This window comes from Rhizobium oryzihabitans (genome assembly GCF_010669145.1).
In the GTDB taxonomy this organism is placed as follows: Bacteria; Pseudomonadota; Alphaproteobacteria; order Rhizobiales; family Rhizobiaceae; genus Agrobacterium; species Agrobacterium oryzihabitans.
Window position 1 is genome coordinate 1491537 of record NZ_CP048635.1, and the last position, 16673, is coordinate 1508209.

Sequence of the window (16673 nt, forward strand, 5' to 3'; positions counted from 1 at the left end):
GACCGTGCGGTCTGCGGTTTCATTCATTCCGCTCGCAGCATCTCCTGCATTCGCCCGACGATTTCGTCGAGAATGGCAATCCTCTGGCCGCCGCTCGGGCGGATCGCGAAATAGGAGACTTCGATCCTCGGCTCGAACGGAATTGCAACAACCTCGGCCCCGGCGGAGCGGAGGCTGGTATTGTCAACGATGCCGATCCCCATGCCGGCTGCTGCGAAATGGCAGCAGTTCAGCATGGATGTTTCCATCGTGCTGACAGGCTGGTGATCTTCACGCGAAAAGGCCCTGTCGAGGGAAAGCCTCAATGGTGAGTTTCTGCCCGGAATAAGCACCCGTTCATCCATGAGGTCGGCCGGCGTTATGACGCTGCGTCCGGCCAGCTCATGGCCCGGCGCCATGGCGGCGACCGCGCCGGCGCTGTGGAGGCGGACGGCATTCTTTTCGACCATCCGTGGAGAACTAAAGACGAGGCCGAGATCATAACGGTTCTGCTCGACCATGTCCCAGATGTAGCGGCTATTCTCAACGTCGATCACCAGTGGAATATCCGGCCGGTCGCCGATCGTGTCGATGATCGCCTGATGCAGATATGGCCGCACCAGCGATGTGACGCTGGCGATGCGCAGGACTGTATTCTTGTGCAGCCGGATGTCGGCGGCGGCCTGCCCGATCTGGTCAAGCCCGAGATAGAGGCGCTCCACCTCGCGATAGAGTTTTGTCGCTTCGGCAGTCGGCATCAGCCGGGCGCCCGCTCTTTCGAACAGGGTCATCTGTACGATGTCTTCGAGATCGCGGATCAACCGGCTGACCGCCGGCTGCGTCACGTTCATGGCTTCCGCCGCAGCCGTGATGCCACCGGTCATCATGACGCTACGAAAAGCTTCGACCTGCCGTGGTTTTAATCGCAACCTTTGCTCCTCCCATAACATTCAGGCATGAACTCTGTACCAAATGCAATTTTTCTTTTCCATAAAGAAGCGTTAACTCCTCTTGATCGCGCGGGAGAGTGCGCGCTGGAACAACCCGGAGGAGTCCTCACCATGAAGTTTTCTGCTGTCGCAGCCGCATTGGCAGCGTCTGTTTTCGCCATGCCGCTCGCAGGTCAGGCAAAGGACCTCACCGTTGGTCTTTCCGCTTCGACAACGTCCATGGATCCGCAATTTTACGTCGTCGGCCCGAACAGCGCGATGGCGCGCAATATTTTCGATGGCCTCGTCAACCAGGACGAGAAGCAGCAGATACAGCCCGCACTCGCCACTTCCTGGAAAGTCGTCGATGACAAGACTTGGGAATTCAAGCTGCGCGAAGGCGTGAAATTCCACGACGGCAGCGATTTTACCGCCGAGGACGTGGTCGCCAGCATCAAGCGCATTCCGCTGGCCTCGACCAACAGCCCAAGCTCGTTTGCGGCCTATGTGAAGGCGATCACCGAGGTGACCGCCGTCGATCCCCTCACCGTACGCATCACCACGGCCGGCCCGACGCCGCTGCTGCTCAACAACCTCAGCCGTATCGCCATTCTGCCGGCCGAAATGGAAAAGGTGACGACGGGCGAGATGAACTCCGGCAAGGGCGTCATCGGCACCGGTCCGTTCAAGTTCGTTTCCTGGTCGCCGGACGATAATGTGGTGGTGGCGAAAAACGACGAATACTGGGGCGAAAAGGCCGCCTGGGACAAGGTGACGTTCCGCGTCTTCAAGAACCCGAGCGCGCGCGTTGCCGCCATGCTTTCGGGCGATGTCGATATGATCGAAAGCATTCCGACGGCCGATACCCGCCGGCTTGAGGCATCCGACAAGCTGAAGGTTGTCAATATTGCCGGCAACCGCATCATGTATCTCCACATGGATCAGGCCCGAGAGGAATCGCCTTTCGCCAAGGGGTCGGATGGCAAGAACCCGCTTCTGAAGCCGGAAGTACGCCGTGCCCTGTCCCTGTCGATCAACCGTGAAGCACTTGTTGACCGCATCATGGATGGACAGGGCGTTCCGGCCGGTCAGGTCGTTCCCGAAGGTTATTTCGGTTACGATCCGGCAATCAAGGTCGATGCTTATGACCCGAACAAGGCCAAGGAACTGTTGGCAAAGGCCGGTTATCCCGACGGTTTCCAGCTAACCTTCCACGCCTCGAACGACCGTTATCCGAACGATAGCAAGGTCGCGCAGGCAATCGGCCAGTTCTTCAGCCGCGTCGGTGTCAAAACCGAAGTCGCGACCCTGCCGGGCAGCGTTTATTTCACCCGTGCCTCGAACCTCGAATTCAGCTTCATCATGGGTGGCGCCGCTGTCGAAACCGGCGAAGCCTCCGGCGTGCTTGGGCCTATCCTCGAAACCTATGGCGAGAAGGCGGGGCAGGGCAATCGCGGCCGTTATTCCAACCCGGAATTCGACAAGGATCTGAATGAGGCGCGCGCGACGCTTGACGATGCCAAGCGCGAGGAACTGCTGCGCAAGGCAACCGAAGTCGCCATGGGCGATCTCGGCGTCATCCCGGTCTTTTATCTGGCGAATACATGGGCGGTGAAGAGCGACATCAGCTATGCCGGCCGTTCGGACGGCTACACGCTTCCCTACTACGTGAAGCCGAACTGATCCGAAAAAAGGAGCGATCCGCCATGTCTTTCAGCGGTGTATTTCCCTATCTCGTCTCGCCGGTCGATGCATCCGGCAAGGTGATGCAAGGTGTGCTGACGGATCTGGTGGATCATCTGATCGGCGAGGGCGTTCACGGCCTCGCGCCGCTCGGTAGCACCGGCGAATTTGCCTATCTCTCCCAGGAGCAGAGACGCTGCGTCGTCGACACGGTGATTTCGGCCAATCGCGGCCGAGTCCCCGTTGTCGCCGGCGTGGCGTCGACCTCGACCGCCGATGCGGTGGCTCAGACCGAATATATGGTGGAAGCGGGGGCGGATGGCATTCTGGCCATTCTCGAAGCCTATTTCCCTGTCAGCGACGAGGGTGTGGAAGCTTACTTCACCGCAATTGCGAAAGCGGCCAAAGGGCGGCCGGTGGTGCTCTACACCAATCCGCAGTTCCAGCGTTCCGATCTCTCTCTCCCGGTGATCGAGCGGCTGAGCCATATCGATAATGTCAGCTACATCAAGGACGCCTCGACCAATACTGGCCGCCTGCTTTCCATCATCGAACGAACCCGTGGACGGATGCAGGTCTTTGCCGCCTCCGCGCATATTCCGGTCTGCGTGATGATGATCGGCGGGGTGGGCTGGATGGCGGGACCCGCCTGCATCGTACCCCGGCAGAGCATAGCGCTCTATGAAGCCGCAAGGGCTGGAAACTGGATGCTGGCGATGGAGATGCAGCGGCCGATGTGGAAGGTCAACGAGATCTTCGCGAAATATTCGATTGCCGCCTGTATCAAGACGGCGCTTGAGCTGCAGGGTTTCGCCGTTGGGGCGCCGATCCATCCGCAGTTGCCGCTCAGTGAAGCCGCGCGGGCGGAGATCGCCGACGTGCTGCGCGATGTCGGCGCGCTCTGAGTTTTTTCCCATCCCACACCACACATTGAAGGCATTTGAGAATGAAGCCGATTTCGATCATCGTCGATTGTGATCCCGGTATCGATGACACCATTGCGCTCCTCACCGCATTCGTGTCGCCGGAACTTAAGATCCTTGGCATCACGCCGGTCTGTGGCAACCAGCCGCTGGAGCGGACGGTGCGCAATGCCCTGCAGGTCTGCGAGCTTGGTGGACGAACCGATATCCCGGTCTATGCCGGCTGTTTCCGCCCGATGCTGCGTGAGCCGATCCATGGCCAGTTCCACGGCAAGACCGGGCTCGGAAACACCGTTCTGCCCGAGCCTGCCAAAAAGGTGGAAACCATGTCCGCCGTCGATTTCCTGATCGAAGCGCTGGGCGGGGCGGCTGAAAAGGGCGAGCGTATCACGCTCTGCTGCCTTGGCCCGATGACCAATGTCGCAGTCGCGTTGCGCATGAAGCCGCAGATCGCCGAGGGCATCGAGCGTATCGTGATGATGGGCGGCGCCTATCGCGAACCTGGCAATCGCACGATGACCTCGGAATACAATGTTCTGGCCGATCCGCACGCCGTGCATGTTGTGTTTTCAAGCGGCATCCCGATTGTGGCGCTGGCGCTTGATGCCACCCATCAGGTGATGCTGAAGCCGGAACATGTCACCGAGTTTTCACGCGTCAGCGGTCGCATTTCGCAGACGCTTGCCGAGCTGATGGCCTTCTGGGACCGCAATGACGTTCCCCGCTACGGTTCGCGCGGCGGCCCGCTGCATGATCCGCTCGTCATGGCCTATATCCTTGCGCCGCATCTGTTCGAAACGCAGAAGGCGCGGGTCTTCGTCGAATATGAAAGCGAACTCTGCATGGGACAGACGATTGCCGACTGGTACGGCAAGAGCGGTCTTGAACCCAATGCCGACATTGTCACCAGGGTTGATGCCGAGGGCGTCATCGCCTTCTTCCTGGAACGGCTGTCGCGTTACGCCGAAAAGGTGGTGGCATGAAAGCGCATAAGGTCATCATCGATGCGGATCCCGGCGTCGATGACGCCGCCGCCATCCTGATGGCGCTCGCCTCGCCGGAGATCGAGGTTCTGGGCCTGTCCATCGTTGCCGGCAACGTGCCGCTGCACGACACCGTCGTCAATGCCTGCAAGCTGGTGGGCCTGAGCGGCAGGCGCGGCGTGCCGGTCTATGCCGGCGCCAGCGGACCGCTGGTGCGCGAGCAGGTGCTTGGCAAATATGCCCGCATCGGCGCTTTCGATGACGCGCTGGTCAAGGCCGGCGGGGTCGTGCCGGAAGAAGAAAATGCGGTGCAGTTCATCGTGCGAACCGCACGTGCGGCAGTGGATGCCGGCGAACAGATCACCATCTGCGCCATCGGGCCGATGACCAATATTGGGCTGGCGCTCGTCCAGCATCCGGATGTCGCGCGCGGCATCGGCCGGATCGTTGCCATGGGCGGTGCCTTTACCGCGCTCGGCCACCGCACGCCATGGGCGGAGTTCAACATCTACGCCGACCCGCATGCCGCCGAGATCGTCTTCCAGTCTGGTGTGCCGATCGTGCTGATGCCGCTCGACATGACGTTCAAGGCGCTGTTCACGGCCGAACATTTTGAAAGATTCCGCGCCGGCGGCGAAGCGGGTGGCGCGCTCTTCAACCTGTTCTCCACCTTCGACCGTAGCGACGTCAAACGCTTCGGTCGCCCGGGCGGGCCGATCCACGATGCGACCACGATTGCGTGGCTGATCCGCCCTGAACTCTTCACCAGTTGCGAAGCTTTTGTCGGTGTGCAGGTCACAGGCCTGACAATGGGTTATACCTATGCCGATTTCTACAGGAAGATGGACCGGGCGGCCAATGCCACCGTCGTCACCGATATTGACGAGACCGGTTTCATCGAATTGCTGATCGAGCGCATCGCCCGTCATGGCGGCGAAGCGCTCGGCGGACAAACACCGGGAGGCTCAAGATCATGAGCGGATATATCCTAAGCCGGTCGATGCAGACCGTGCTCACCCTTCTCGTCATGTCGGTTCTGGTCTTTGCCGGCCTCTACCTCGTCGGCAATCCGGTCGACGTGTTGCTGAGCCCGACCGCGACTCCGGCTGAAAGGCTGCAGGTCATCCAGTCCTTCGGTCTCGACAAGCCGGTCTGGGAACAATACTGGTTGTTCCTGACCCGCGCGCTCTCGGGCGATCTTGGCAATTCCTTCGTGTTCAACCAGCCGGCGCTGACGCTGATCCTGAACCGCATGCCCGCCACACTGGAACTTGCCTTTGTTGCGCTGTTCATGGCGCTCGTCATCGGCATTCCGCTCGGCGTTTATGCCGGCCTGAAGCCGAAGGGCCTTATCTCCAGGTCGATCATGACCTTCTCCATCCTCGGCTTCAGCCTGCCGACCTTCTGGATCGGTCTTGTCATGATCATGTTCTTCAGCGTCTATCTGGGCTGGCTGCCGGCATCAGGTCGGGGCGATACCGTGTCCGTGCTCGGCGTACCGCTCAGCCTCTTCACGCTGGACGGCCTGTCGCATCTTCTGCTGCCGGCCTTCAGTCTGGCGCTGTTCAAGATTTCGCTCGTCATCCGTCTCACCCGCGCTGGCGTGATGGAAACCATGCAGCTGGATTTTGTCCGTTTCGCCCGGGCCAAGGGTCTGACGGAGCGCCGTATCGTTACCGTGCATGTCATGAAGAACACGCTGATCCCGCTGATTACCGTTATCGGCCTCGAACTCGGCTCGCTGATTGCCTTCGCCGTCGTCACCGAAACGATCTTCGCGTGGCCGGGCATGGGCAAGCTGATCATCGACGCCATCGGCGTTCTCGATCGCCCCGTCATCCTCGCCTATCTGATGATCACCGTCGTGATGTTCAGCGTCATCAATCTTCTGGTCGACATTCTTTATTCCTTGGTCGACCCCCGCGTCCGTCTTGAGGGGAATTCGTGATGACCGACAGCAAGTCCCCGACTGTTTCCGTTCACGCCGCCGCAAACACCGATACCCGCGCGATCTCCCGTTCGCCGGGCCGGGAAGTCGTTTATGCGCTGCTGCATGACAAGCTCGCCTTGATCGGCATCGTGCTGGTGACGGTCTTTATTCTCGCCGCCGTTTTCGCGCCGATGATCGCGCCGCAGAACCCTTACGATCTCGCTCAGCTCGACATTATGGACGGCCGCCTGCCGCCGCTTTCGAAAAGCATGTCGGGCCTGACCTATCTGATCGGCACCGATACACAGGGCCGCGACCTGTTCAGCGCCATTCTCTATGGCCTGCGAACCAGTATTCTCGTCGGCCTTTCGAGTGCGGCGATCGCACTCGTCATCGGTGCGTCCATCGGCCTTATCAGCGCCTATGCCGGCGGCCGGCTGGATTCCATCCTGATGCGTATCGTTGACATCCAGCTCAGCTTCCCGGCCATTCTGATCGCGCTGATCTTCCTCGCCATTCTCGGCCAGGGCGTCGACAAGATCATTCTGGCGCTGGTGGTCACGCAATGGGCCTATTATGCACGCACAATCCGCGGCTCCGCGCTGGTGGAGCGCAAGCGCGCCTATGTGGACGCGGCCCGCTCGATGGCGCTGCCGGATCGCAGCATTCTCTTCCGGCATATTCTGCCCAATTGCCTGCCGCCGCTGATCGTTGTCGCCACCATGCGTGTCGCCTATGCCATCATGCTGGAAGCGACCCTGTCCTTCCTCGGCATCGGCCTGCCGGTGACGGAGCCGTCGCTCGGTCTGTTGATCTCGAACGGGTTCGAATATCTGCTTTCCGGTGACTACTGGATCAGCTTCTTTCCGGGCCTTGTCCTGCTGTTGCTCATCGTCGCGATCAACCTGATCGGCGATGCCCTGCGCGACATTCTCAATCCGCGACGGGAGGGCTGATGCCATGACCGCACCAATGACCAATCCGATCCTGTCGATTTCAAACCTCAACACGGCCTTCCGCGTCGGCGGTGAATGGCGCAATGTCGTCAACGATGTCAGCTTCGACATCAATGCGAAGGAGACCGTCGCCGTCGTCGGTGAATCCGGTTCCGGCAAGAGCGTCACAGCCATGTCGATCATGCGGCTTCTGTCGCCCGGCAATTCGCGGGTGACCGGCCGTATCGATTTCGAGGGCAAGGATCTCCTGTCTCTCCCGCTCGAGGCCATGCAGAAAATCCGCGGCAACCGCATTGGCATGATCTTTCAGGAACCGATGACATCGCTCAATCCGGTCCTGAAGATCGGCCAGCAGATCACCGAAGTTCTGGTGCAGCACCGCGGCATGTCGCATGCGCAGGCGGAAGCCGAAGCCGTACGGCTGCTGGAGAAAGTACGCATTCCATCAGCAAAATCGCGTCTCAACGAATATCCGATGAATTTTTCCGGCGGCATGCGCCAGCGCGTCGTCATCGCCATCGCACTTGCCTGTGACCCGAAGCTGCTGATTGCCGATGAGCCGACGACGGCGCTCGATGTCACCATTCAGGCGCAGATCCTCGAACTGATCAAGACCCTGCAGGAAGAGGAGGGCATGTCGGTTCTCTTCATCACCCACGACATGGGTGTTGTCGCCGAAATCTCCGACCGCACGGTGGTGATGTTCCGCGGCGAGCAGGTTGAAACCGGCACGACGCATGATCTATTTGCCGGCGCCAGCCACCCCTATACGCGTGCGCTCCTTTCCGCTGTGCCGCAGCTCGGTTCGATGACCGGCATGGACCGGCCGCTGCGCTTCCCGCGCGTGGACATGGCGACCGGCGAGATCGAGCCCGTCAAGCCCACGGAGGATACGGTCAAGCGGGATACGCCGCCGATCCTCAAGGTCGACAATCTGATCACGCGCTTCCCGATCAAGCAGGGTTTCCTGCGCAAGACGATCGGCCGCATTCACGCTGTCGAGGGCGTCTCGCTGGAGTTGCGGCAGGGCGAAACCCTCTCGCTTGTCGGCGAATCCGGTTGCGGCAAGTCCACCACCGGCCGCTCGATCATCCGGCTGACGGATCCCGTCTCCGGTAAGGTCAGCATCGGCGGCAAGGATGTGCTTAAAGCCGGCAAGGGTGAGCTTGCCGATATTCGCCGTGAAGCACAGATGATCTTCCAGGATCCGTTCGAAAGCCTCAACCCGCGCATCCGCATCGGCCAGGCGATCGCCGAACCCATCGTCACCCATGGGCTGGCGAGCGCTGCGCAGGCGCGCGAGCGTGTCGGCAATCTCCTGGAACGGGTCGGCCTTTCCGCCTCGATGGCGGATCGTTTTCCGCACGAATTCTCCGGCGGCCAACGCCAGCGCGTCTGCATTGCGCGTGCTCTGGCACTGGAACCGAAGCTCCTGATCGCCGACGAATCCGTTTCCGCGCTCGACGTTTCGGTAAAGGCGCAGGTCATCAACCTGATGCTCGACCTGCAGGAAAAATTCGGCCTCGGTTATCTCTTCATCAGCCATGATATGGCCGTTGTGGAGCGCATCAGCCACCGTGTCGCCGTCATGTATCTCGGCGAGATCGTCGAAATCGGTTCGCGCCAGTCGGTGTTTGAAAATCCCCAGCACGACTATACCAAACGCCTGATGGCAGCGGTGCCGATTGCCGATCCATCTCGCCGGCAGACGCGGCGGATCTCCAATGAGGAGATCAAAAGCCCGTTCCGTCCCGCCGATTACGTGCCGCCGAAGCGCGTTTACGAAGAGGCCGGTGAAGGGCACTTCGTGCTGGTTGCATAGGGCCGTGGCCTCATTCTCTACTGGCTCGTCTTGACGACCGTGTGTACATTTGCTGTTCACGCTGGCCCACCCGGCCGGCGAGATCGTCAATGAACACGAACGCTACGAGGTGGACGTGATGGTCGACAGGAAGTCGAACAAAGCTGCCGGTATCGCGAAGACCGAGCCGGCGGATGCGGCGCCGAAGCTTCTTTCGGGCGGCAATCCCCAGATTGCCAAGGGTTATGGTAATGCGCCGGTGCAGGCCTATATCGCGGCCATGCCCGAGTGGAAAAGCGCTGTCGGAGCCCGGATCGACGCGTTGATCGAGAGCACTGTTCCTGGCGTGCGCAAGGCGGTGAAGTGGAACTCGCCTTTTTATGGGAGAGAAGGGGATGTCTGGTTTCTCGCCCTTCATTGTTTTACGAAATACGTCAAGGTTACCTTCTTCGACGGCGCATCTTTGCAGCCGATGCCGCCGGGCACTTCCAAACAACAGAAAGTTCGTTACCTCGATATTCACGAGGGTGCATTCGATGAAGCGCAATTCATCGACTGGGTGAAACAGGCAAGCCAGTTGCCCGGTGAGAGGATGTGAATGTTTCCGCGAACCTGTTTCGTGTGCTGTGAGCCAGAGCGATCGGGGTGTGGCGAGCGAATCACGTCGTCCTTCAATTTCTGAAAAAGCGGCAGAGCATCGCGGATGATGAGAAATTCCGGGCTCCTCGATACAGTTTTTCCTCCTTGAAGAAAAACCGGCTGATCCGGCTGATTTCTGTTTACTTTTGCCGAAGTTGCACCGCATCACGCTGTTTGAATTCGCTGCGAAAGCGCATCGCAAACGACGGAGGATGAGATGAAAGCACTGGTGCTCGAAGAAAAAGGAAAGCTCTCGCTCAGGGAGTTTGACATTGCCGGCAAGCTCGGACCGAAGGATGTGCGCATCCGCACGCACACGGTCGGGATCTGCGGCTCGGACGTCCATTATTATACCCATGGCAAAATCGGCCATTTCGTCGTCAACGCACCCATGGTGCTCGGCCATGAAGCGTCTGGAACGGTGATCGAAACCGGTGCCGAGGTGACGCATCTGAAGGCGGGCGACCGTGTCTGCATGGAGCCGGGCATTCCCGACCCGACCTCGCGCGCGTCCAAGCTTGGCATATACAATGTCGATCCGGCCGTCAGCTTCTGGGCGACCCCTCCTGTCCATGGTTGCCTGACGCCGGAAGTCATTCATCCCGCAGCCTTTACCTACAAGCTGCCTGACAATGTTTCATTTGCCGAGGGCGCCATGGTTGAACCCTTCGCCATCGGCATGCAGGCGGCGCTGAGAGCGCGCATCCAGCCCGGCGATATCGCCGTTGTCACCGGTGCCGGCCCGATCGGCATGATGGTGGCGCTGGCTGCGCTCGCGGGTGGCTGCGCCAAGGTGATCGTCGCCGACCTTGCCCAGCCGAAGCTGGATATCATTGCCGCCTATGATGGCATCGAAACCGTCAATATCCGCGAGCACAACCTCGCCGAAGCGGTTGCAGCTGCAACGGACGGCTGGGGCTGCGACATCGTTTTTGAATGCTCCGGTGCTGCACCCGCCATACTGGGCATGGCGAAACTGGCGCGTCCCGGTGGCGCGATCGTCCTCGTCGGCATGCCCGTCGATCCCGTTCCGGTCGATATTGTCGGCCTGCAGGCCAAGGAGCTTCGGGTGGAGACGGTTTTCCGCTACGCCAATGTTTATGACCGTGCGGTTGCCCTCATCGCCTCGGGCAAGGTCGATCTGAAGCCTTTGATCTCCGCGACCATTCCTTTCGAAGACAGCATCGCCGGTTTTGATCGCGCGGTGGAGGCAAGGGAAACGGATGTGAAATTGCAAATCCTGATGCCGCAATAAGCTGTTCCGGGCAATCGGCCGCTGATGATCGAGCGGCAGATATCCTGCGGAAAAGTATGAGCGCGAACTGCTGGTGATCGGTGGATCGCGCTCTAAAAATTCATCACATCCCTTTCCCTCATGCGCATTATATGGGCGTATCACGCAAAATTGCGCAGGAAAATCGGCGCAACCGCCGGCTTTGTTTGCAGCATCCGCAGCGTACTATTCAATTCTCGACAAAAAACAGTCAAAAAAGTATCAGCAATTTCCCCGGCATGATGTGGAACTCTGCGCGGCAGGCCATATGCTCTCCGCCAACGCTTAGGGACGGGCCATAAAGAGGAATGGCTTTCTCCGTGAATGCGGCGGACGTGACTGAAGGGAGGAATATTGATGCAGCCCGATCTGGAACTGGTGCACATCCGCAAGGGCGAATCCTTCGCCGCCTGGCGGCATGGCTATCCGTTCCGTACCGTGCGCTGGCATTACCATCCTGAGTATGAAATTCATCTGGTCGTGGCGACATCGGGCACGTTTTATATCGGCGATTTCGTTGGTCGCTTCGGCCCCGGTCAGCTCATCATGACCGGTCCCAATCTCCCCAGAACTGGATCAGCGAGATCGAGCCGGACGAGATCGTTCCGACGCGCTCTCTCGTGATCCAGTTTCCGGAGACCTTTATCGAGGATGCCTGCGCGTCCATGTCCGAGATGGACGTGGTGCGTGCCCTGCTGGACCGCAGCCGCCGCGGCATTCTGTTTGACGACGAGACGAGCGATCGTGTTCGCCCGCTGATCCTTCGGTTGATCGAGGCCCAGGGCCTGACGCGTCTGGCGCTTTTCTGGGAAATTCTCGACCTGCTGGTCAGTGCGCCTGCGCCCGAGGTTCTGGCGAGCCTGAGTTATGAGCTTGATCTGACCGGCATTGGTGACAGCGGCATCAACCGCGCTTTGTCGCATCTGCGCCAGCACCTGACCGAACAGGTCGAGGAAATCGATCTCGCCGACATGGTGGGCCAGAGCCCGAGCGCCTTTTCCCGCGCCTTCAAGCGTCATACGGGCACGACGCTGGTGCGCTATCGCAATCAATTGCGCATCGATCTCGCCTGCCAGATGCTTCTGGCGGATCAGGACGTGAAGGTGGCGGAAGTCTGCTATGATGTGGGCTTTTCCAACCTTTCGAATTTCAACCGGCATTTCCTGAAGTTGAAGGGAATGTCGCCATCGAGGTTCCGGACCATATTCGCGGCCCAGAAGGCGGCGGTCATGGCGGATTAAACCACCGGTACATCGCAGATTTTTCACCAATTCGGACAGAGGACTGTCCGGAAACGGGCCCTTATTGCCCAAACTTTCCAAACGGGAGGAAGTTACAATGAGAATGAAATCGAAATTCCTGATGGCGACAGCCGCAGTTGCAATGATGGCCGCTCCGGCGCTGGCGCAGGAAAAGCTGAAGATCGGCATGACGTTCCAGGAGCTGAACAACCCCTATTTCGTGTCGATGCAGGAAGCGCTGAAGGAAGCCGCGGCAAGCATCGGTGCCGACGTTGTCGTCACGGACGCCGGTCACGATGTGGCAAAGCAGATTTCCGACGTTGAAGACATGCTTCAGCAGAAGATCGACATCCTGCTTCTGAACCCGACCGACAGCGCCGGCATCGAAGCCGCCGTGCATGCGGCCAAGGCTGCCGGCGTGACGGTTGTTGCGGTTGACGCCAACGCCAACGGCCCGGTCGACACTTTCGTCGGCTCCAAGAACCGCGACGCGGGTTACCAGTCGTGCAAGTATCTCGGCGATGCCCTTGGCGGCAAGGGTGAGGTCGCTATCCTCGACGGTATTCCTGTCGTGCCGATCCTGCAGCGCGTCGAAGGTTGCAAGGCAGCGCTTGCAGAATTCCCGGAGATCAAGCTTGTTGACACGCAGAACGGCCGTCAGGACCGCTCCGTTGCCCTGGGTGTCGTCGAAAACATGATCCAGTCGCGTCCGAACCTCGCCGGCATCTTCTCGGTCAACGATGGCGGTGCAATGGGCGCGCTTGCTGCGATCCAGGGTTCTGGGAAGGACATCAAGCTGACCTCGGTAGACGGTGCTCCGGAAGCTGTGAAGGCAATTGCCGACGGTGGCCCTTTCATCGAAACCACCGCGCAGTTCCCGCGTGATCAGGTGCGCGTTGGTCTTGCCATGGCGCTTGCCCAGAAGTGGGGCGCCCGCGTCGTTCCGAAGGAAGTGCCGATCGACGTCATGGTCGTTGACAGCAAGAACGCCGGCGATTTCAGCTGGTAAGAATTCCTCCCAGGTCCCGTCCCCACCTTGTGTGGGGCGGGACAAGTCCCGACCATCGAGGAGGGTGAAATGCTGGAACTGAATGGAATAAGAAAAAGCTTCGGCAAGATCGAGGTTCTGCGCGGTGTCGACCTTCAGGCGCGCCCCGGCGAGGTGCATGCGCTTCTGGGAGAGAACGGCGCGGGTAAATCGACGCTGATGAAGATCCTCTGCGGCATTTTGCAGCCTTCGGAGGGAACGATCCGTATCGACGGAACGGATCGCCGTTTTGCCAATTATGACGAGGCGATTGCCGCCGGTATCGGCATCGTGTTTCAGGAATTCAGCCTGATCCCCTATCTCAATGCCGTGGAAAACATGTTTCTTGCCCGCGAAATTCGCGGGCCGCTGCGCCTGTTGAACAAAGGCGCCATGCGCAAGCGGGCCGCCGAAATCATGAGCCGTCTGGCTGTCGACGTCCCGCTCGATGTGCCGGTGCACCGCCTTTCCGTTGCCCAGCAGCAATTTGTCGAAATCGCCAAGGCGCTGTCGCTGGATGCGCGCATTCTCGTTCTCGACGAGCCGACGGCGACGCTCACCCCGTCAGAGACCGAGCATCTTTTCAAGGTCATGCGCGAGTTGCGGCGTCAGGGTGTCGCGATCATCTTCATTTCCCATCATCTTGAGGAAATATTCGAGATCTGCGACCGCATCACGGTCCTTCGCGATGGCGAACTCATCGGTTCCTGCCTCACCTCCGAGGTCGATAATGACCGTCTGGTGGAAATGATGGTCGGCCGACGCATCGAGGCGAGCTTCCCGCCGAAACCGAAGATTGATGCCTCCGCGCGCAACGTCATCGAGGTGGAAGAGCTTCAGCTGAAAAGAGGCGGCCCGGTCTCGCGTTTCTCTCTACGGGAAGGCGAAATACTCGGCTTTGCCGGTCTTGTCGGTTCCGGTCGCACGGAAACGGCACTCGCCATGCTGGGTGCACATTCCGCTTCCCGCCGCAAGGTGAAGGTGGATGGCGTGGACACGCGTTTTTCCGGACCGGATGAGGCGCTGGCGCGCGGCATCGGCCTGCTTCCGGAAAGCCGCAAGGAAGAAGGGCTGATCACCAGCTTCTCCATCCTGCAGAACATTTCGCTCAACAACTATCGCAAGTATCCGAAGGCTCACTGGTTCATCGACCTGAAAAAAGAGCTGGAATACACCAAGAAGGCCATGGCGCAGGTGCAGGTCAAGGCGCAGGGGCCCTTTGCCCGCGTCGACACGCTCTCCGGCGGCAACCAGCAGAAGATCGTCATCGCCCGCTGGCTGAACCATGACATGCGGGTACTGATCTTCGACGAACCGACACGCGGTATCGATGTCGGCGCGAAAGCGGAAATCTATGCGCTCATGCGCGAATTTGCCGCCAAGGGCCATTCGATCATCATGATCTCTTCGGAGCTGCCGGAAGTGATCGGCATGTCGGACCGCGTCTGCGTGTTCCGTTCCGGCGGCATCGTCGCCACCGTTGAAGGCGAAGACATCAATTCGGAAACAATAATGACAAATGCCACCACCGGGAGGGTTGAACATGTCGCTTGATGCAAACACCGGCGTTGCCGCAAAAACGAGCGGTTTTGGTTTGGGCAACCTCTTGCGCTCACCGCTCGCCCTGCCTTTGGCGGGCCTGATTGTCGTATCGATCCTGATGGGGCTTGCGAGCGACAATTTTTTCAGCGTAAACAACATCATGAACGTGCTGCGGCAGGTTTCCGTCGTTGGCATCCTCGCCGTCGGCATGACCTTCGTCATCCTCACCGGTGGCATCGACCTTTCGGTCGGCGCGGTCATGGCGCTTGTCGGCACGCTGTCGGCCGGCCTGATGGTAAATACCGGCCTGTCGCCCGCGGTTGCTTTGCCGGCTGGCCTTTTCATCGGTCTCGGCATCGGTATCTTCAACGGGGCGCTTGTCGCCTGGGGGAAGATGCCCGCCATCATCGTGACGCTCGCCACCATGGGAATGGCGCGCGGTCTCGGCCTCATCTATTCCGGCGGTTACCCGGTCAGCGGTATTCCGAGCTGGATTTCCTGGTTCGGCGTCGGCCGCATCGGCGTCGTTCCGGTGCCAGTCGTTATCATGGTGGTGATTTATGCCGTGGCCTGGGTGCTGTTGCAGCGCACGGCTTTCGGTCGCCATGTCTATGCACTTGGCGGAAATGAACTGGCGGCCCGTCTTTCGGGTGTGAAGACCCAGCGCGTCAAGCTCGCGGTCTATGGCATCTCGGGCGTCACGGCAGCTTTTGCCGCGCTCATCCTCACCGGCCGCCTGATGAGCGGTCAGCCCAACGCAGGTGTCGGTTTTGAGCTCGACGCCATTGCGGCGGTTGTTCTCGGCGGCACGGCGATTGCAGGCGGCAGGGGCCTGATCCTCGGCACGCTTATCGGTGCGGTGCTGCTCGGCATCCTCAATAACGGTCTCAATCTCGTGGGTATCAACCCCTATCTGCAGGATGTCATCAAGGGCGCCATCATCCTGCTTGCCATCTATATCGGGCGCGAATGGCGCTGAGCCGGCTCGAAACATCTTTAAAAACGCAGGAGAATTAAATGTCTGAATCGCTGCAAGGCAAGATCGCAGTCATAACCGGCGCCGCATCCGGTATCGGGCTGGCCACCACTGAAGCCCTGTTGGAACAGGGCGCGACCGTGGTCATGGTCGACTGGAACGAGAAAGCCTTGAATGAACTCGCCGGCAAGCTCGGCGAACGTGCCATCCCGCAGGTGACGAACCTTCTCGATGCCGACAGCTGCAATGCCATGATCCCGGAAATTCTGGAGAAGGTCGATCATATCGACATCCTCTATTGCAATGCCGGCACCTATATTGGTGGTGACCTCACCGAAACGACGCCGGAAGCCATCGACAAGATGCTGAACCTCAACGTCAATGCGGTCATGAAGAACGTGCAGGCCGTCGTCCCGCATATGTCGGAGCGCAAGACCGGCGACATCGTCGTGACCTGCTCGATCGCCGGACATTTCCCGACCTATTGGGAGCCGGTCTATTCGGGTTCGAAATGGGCAATCACCAGCTTCGTACAGGGCATGCGCCGCCAGATGATCCCCCACGGCGTTCGCGTCGCGCAGGTCTCTCCCGGCCCCGTCGTTTCCGCACTTCTGGCAGACTGGCCGGAAGAAAACCTCCGCAAGGCCAAGGAATCGGGCAGCCTTATCGATGCGAGTGAAGTGGCCGATGCGGTGGTCTATATGTTGACCCGCAAGCGCACCGTCACCATCCGTGACATGCTGGTGCTGCCCACCAACTTCGATCGCGTGTAACCGCCTGCCGCAAGGAGT

General features: G+C 59.8%; 14 protein-coding genes and 1 pseudogene. 14 read left to right on the top strand and 1 reads right to left on the bottom strand.

Going from position 1 to position 16673, the window contains the following annotated elements; all coding sequences use genetic code 11:
- Positions 1–23: 23 nt before the first annotated feature.
- Positions 24–908 (bottom strand): LysR substrate-binding domain-containing protein, encoded by an 885-nt coding sequence (locus tag G3A56_RS23545; protein ID WP_035243114.1) that lies wholly within the window; start codon positions 906–908, stop codon positions 24–26.
- Between the two features lie 132 nt (positions 909–1040).
- Between G3A56_RS23545 and G3A56_RS23550 the strand changes: the two genes are divergently transcribed.
- The 14 genes and pseudogenes from G3A56_RS23550 to G3A56_RS23615 all read left to right on the top strand — a co-directional run bounded on the left by G3A56_RS23550 (position 1041) and on the right by G3A56_RS23615 (position 16655).
- Positions 1041–2591 (top strand): ABC transporter substrate-binding protein, encoded by a 1551-nt coding sequence (locus G3A56_RS23550; protein ID WP_082184977.1) that lies wholly within the window; start codon positions 1041–1043, stop codon positions 2589–2591.
- Between the two features lie 23 nt (positions 2592–2614).
- The gene (locus tag G3A56_RS23555) at positions 2615–3496 is read left to right on the top strand and encodes a dihydrodipicolinate synthase family protein (RefSeq protein ID WP_080839622.1); all 882 of its coding nucleotides are present in this window, start codon (positions 2615–2617) and stop codon (positions 3494–3496) included.
- Between the two features lie 41 nt (positions 3497–3537).
- The gene (locus tag G3A56_RS23560) at positions 3538–4497 is read left to right on the top strand and encodes a nucleoside hydrolase (protein ID WP_082184976.1); all 960 of its coding nucleotides are present in this window, start codon (positions 3538–3540) and stop codon (positions 4495–4497) included.
- Entirely contained in the window at positions 4494–5474 is a 981-nt protein-coding gene (locus G3A56_RS23565; protein WP_082184975.1) for a nucleoside hydrolase, read from the top strand. The genes G3A56_RS23560 and G3A56_RS23565 overlap by 4 nt, the downstream gene beginning before the upstream one ends.
- Entirely contained in the window at positions 5471–6445 is a 975-nt protein-coding gene (locus tag G3A56_RS23570; protein WP_164056846.1) for an ABC transporter permease, read from the top strand. Before G3A56_RS23565 ends, G3A56_RS23570 begins: the two co-directional genes overlap by 4 nt.
- Positions 6445–7383: an ABC transporter permease gene (locus G3A56_RS23575; protein ID WP_082184974.1), complete on the top strand. Its 939-nt coding sequence runs from the start codon at positions 6445–6447 to the stop codon at positions 7381–7383. Before G3A56_RS23570 ends, G3A56_RS23575 begins: the two co-directional genes overlap by 1 nt.
- A 16-nt stretch (positions 7384–7399) precedes the next feature.
- Positions 7400–9205: an ABC transporter ATP-binding protein gene (locus G3A56_RS23580; RefSeq protein ID WP_082185993.1), complete on the top strand. Its 1806-nt coding sequence runs from the start codon at positions 7400–7402 to the stop codon at positions 9203–9205.
- Between the two features lie 118 nt (positions 9206–9323).
- The gene (locus tag G3A56_RS23585) at positions 9324–9782 is read left to right on the top strand and encodes a DUF1801 domain-containing protein (protein WP_082185992.1); all 459 of its coding nucleotides are present in this window, start codon (positions 9324–9326) and stop codon (positions 9780–9782) included.
- Between the two features lie 258 nt (positions 9783–10040).
- Positions 10041–11078 (top strand): NAD(P)-dependent alcohol dehydrogenase, encoded by a 1038-nt coding sequence (locus tag G3A56_RS23590; protein ID WP_082184973.1) that lies wholly within the window; start codon positions 10041–10043, stop codon positions 11076–11078.
- A gap of 375 nt (positions 11079–11453) precedes the next feature.
- Positions 11454–12337: pseudogene (locus G3A56_RS23595) on the top strand (helix-turn-helix domain-containing protein).
- A 97-nt stretch (positions 12338–12434) separates the two neighbouring features.
- A complete protein-coding gene (locus G3A56_RS23600) occupies positions 12435–13346 on the top strand; it encodes an ABC transporter substrate-binding protein (RefSeq protein ID WP_080600415.1) in 912 nt (303 codons plus the stop codon).
- Positions 13347–13415: 69 nt separating this feature from the next.
- The gene (locus G3A56_RS23605) at positions 13416–14918 is read left to right on the top strand and encodes a sugar ABC transporter ATP-binding protein (RefSeq protein ID WP_003498873.1); all 1503 of its coding nucleotides are present in this window, start codon (positions 13416–13418) and stop codon (positions 14916–14918) included.
- A complete protein-coding gene (locus G3A56_RS23610; RefSeq protein WP_003498875.1) occupies positions 14908–15885 on the top strand; it encodes an ABC transporter permease in 978 nt (325 codons plus the stop codon). The genes G3A56_RS23605 and G3A56_RS23610 overlap by 11 nt, the downstream gene beginning before the upstream one ends.
- Before the next feature lie 38 nt (positions 15886–15923).
- Positions 15924–16655, top strand: coding sequence for an SDR family oxidoreductase (locus G3A56_RS23615; protein WP_082184971.1), 732 nt, complete (start codon positions 15924–15926; stop codon positions 16653–16655).
- Positions 16656–16673: the final 18 nt, after the last annotated feature.

What these genes read in the sequence shown, in the direction of transcription:
- G3A56_RS23615 (WP_082184971.1), top strand. Translation starts at nt 15,924, where the DNA reads ATGTCTGAATCGCTGCAAGGCAAGATCGCAGTCATAACCGGCGCCGCA.
- G3A56_RS23585 (WP_082185992.1), top strand. Translation starts at nt 9,324, where the DNA reads ATGGTCGACAGGAAGTCGAACAAAGCTGCCGGTATCGCGAAGACCGAG.
- G3A56_RS23575 (WP_082184974.1), top strand. Translation starts at nt 6,445, where the DNA reads ATGACCGACAGCAAGTCCCCGACTGTTTCCGTTCACGCCGCCGCAAAC.
- G3A56_RS23565 (WP_082184975.1), top strand. Translation starts at nt 4,494, where the DNA reads ATGAAAGCGCATAAGGTCATCATCGATGCGGATCCCGGCGTCGATGAC.
- G3A56_RS23560 (WP_082184976.1), top strand. Translation starts at nt 3,538, where the DNA reads ATGAAGCCGATTTCGATCATCGTCGATTGTGATCCCGGTATCGATGAC.
- G3A56_RS23590 (WP_082184973.1), top strand. Translation starts at nt 10,041, where the DNA reads ATGAAAGCACTGGTGCTCGAAGAAAAAGGAAAGCTCTCGCTCAGGGAG.
- G3A56_RS23605 (WP_003498873.1), top strand. Translation starts at nt 13,416, where the DNA reads ATGCTGGAACTGAATGGAATAAGAAAAAGCTTCGGCAAGATCGAGGTT.
- G3A56_RS23580 (WP_082185993.1), top strand. Translation starts at nt 7,400, where the DNA reads ATGACCAATCCGATCCTGTCGATTTCAAACCTCAACACGGCCTTCCGC.
- G3A56_RS23610 (WP_003498875.1), top strand. Translation starts at nt 14,908, where the DNA reads ATGTCGCTTGATGCAAACACCGGCGTTGCCGCAAAAACGAGCGGTTTT.
- G3A56_RS23550 (WP_082184977.1), top strand. Translation starts at nt 1,041, where the DNA reads ATGAAGTTTTCTGCTGTCGCAGCCGCATTGGCAGCGTCTGTTTTCGCC.
- G3A56_RS23555 (WP_080839622.1), top strand. Translation starts at nt 2,615, where the DNA reads ATGTCTTTCAGCGGTGTATTTCCCTATCTCGTCTCGCCGGTCGATGCA.
- G3A56_RS23600 (WP_080600415.1), top strand. Translation starts at nt 12,435, where the DNA reads ATGAGAATGAAATCGAAATTCCTGATGGCGACAGCCGCAGTTGCAATG.
- G3A56_RS23570 (WP_164056846.1), top strand. Translation starts at nt 5,471, where the DNA reads ATGAGCGGATATATCCTAAGCCGGTCGATGCAGACCGTGCTCACCCTT.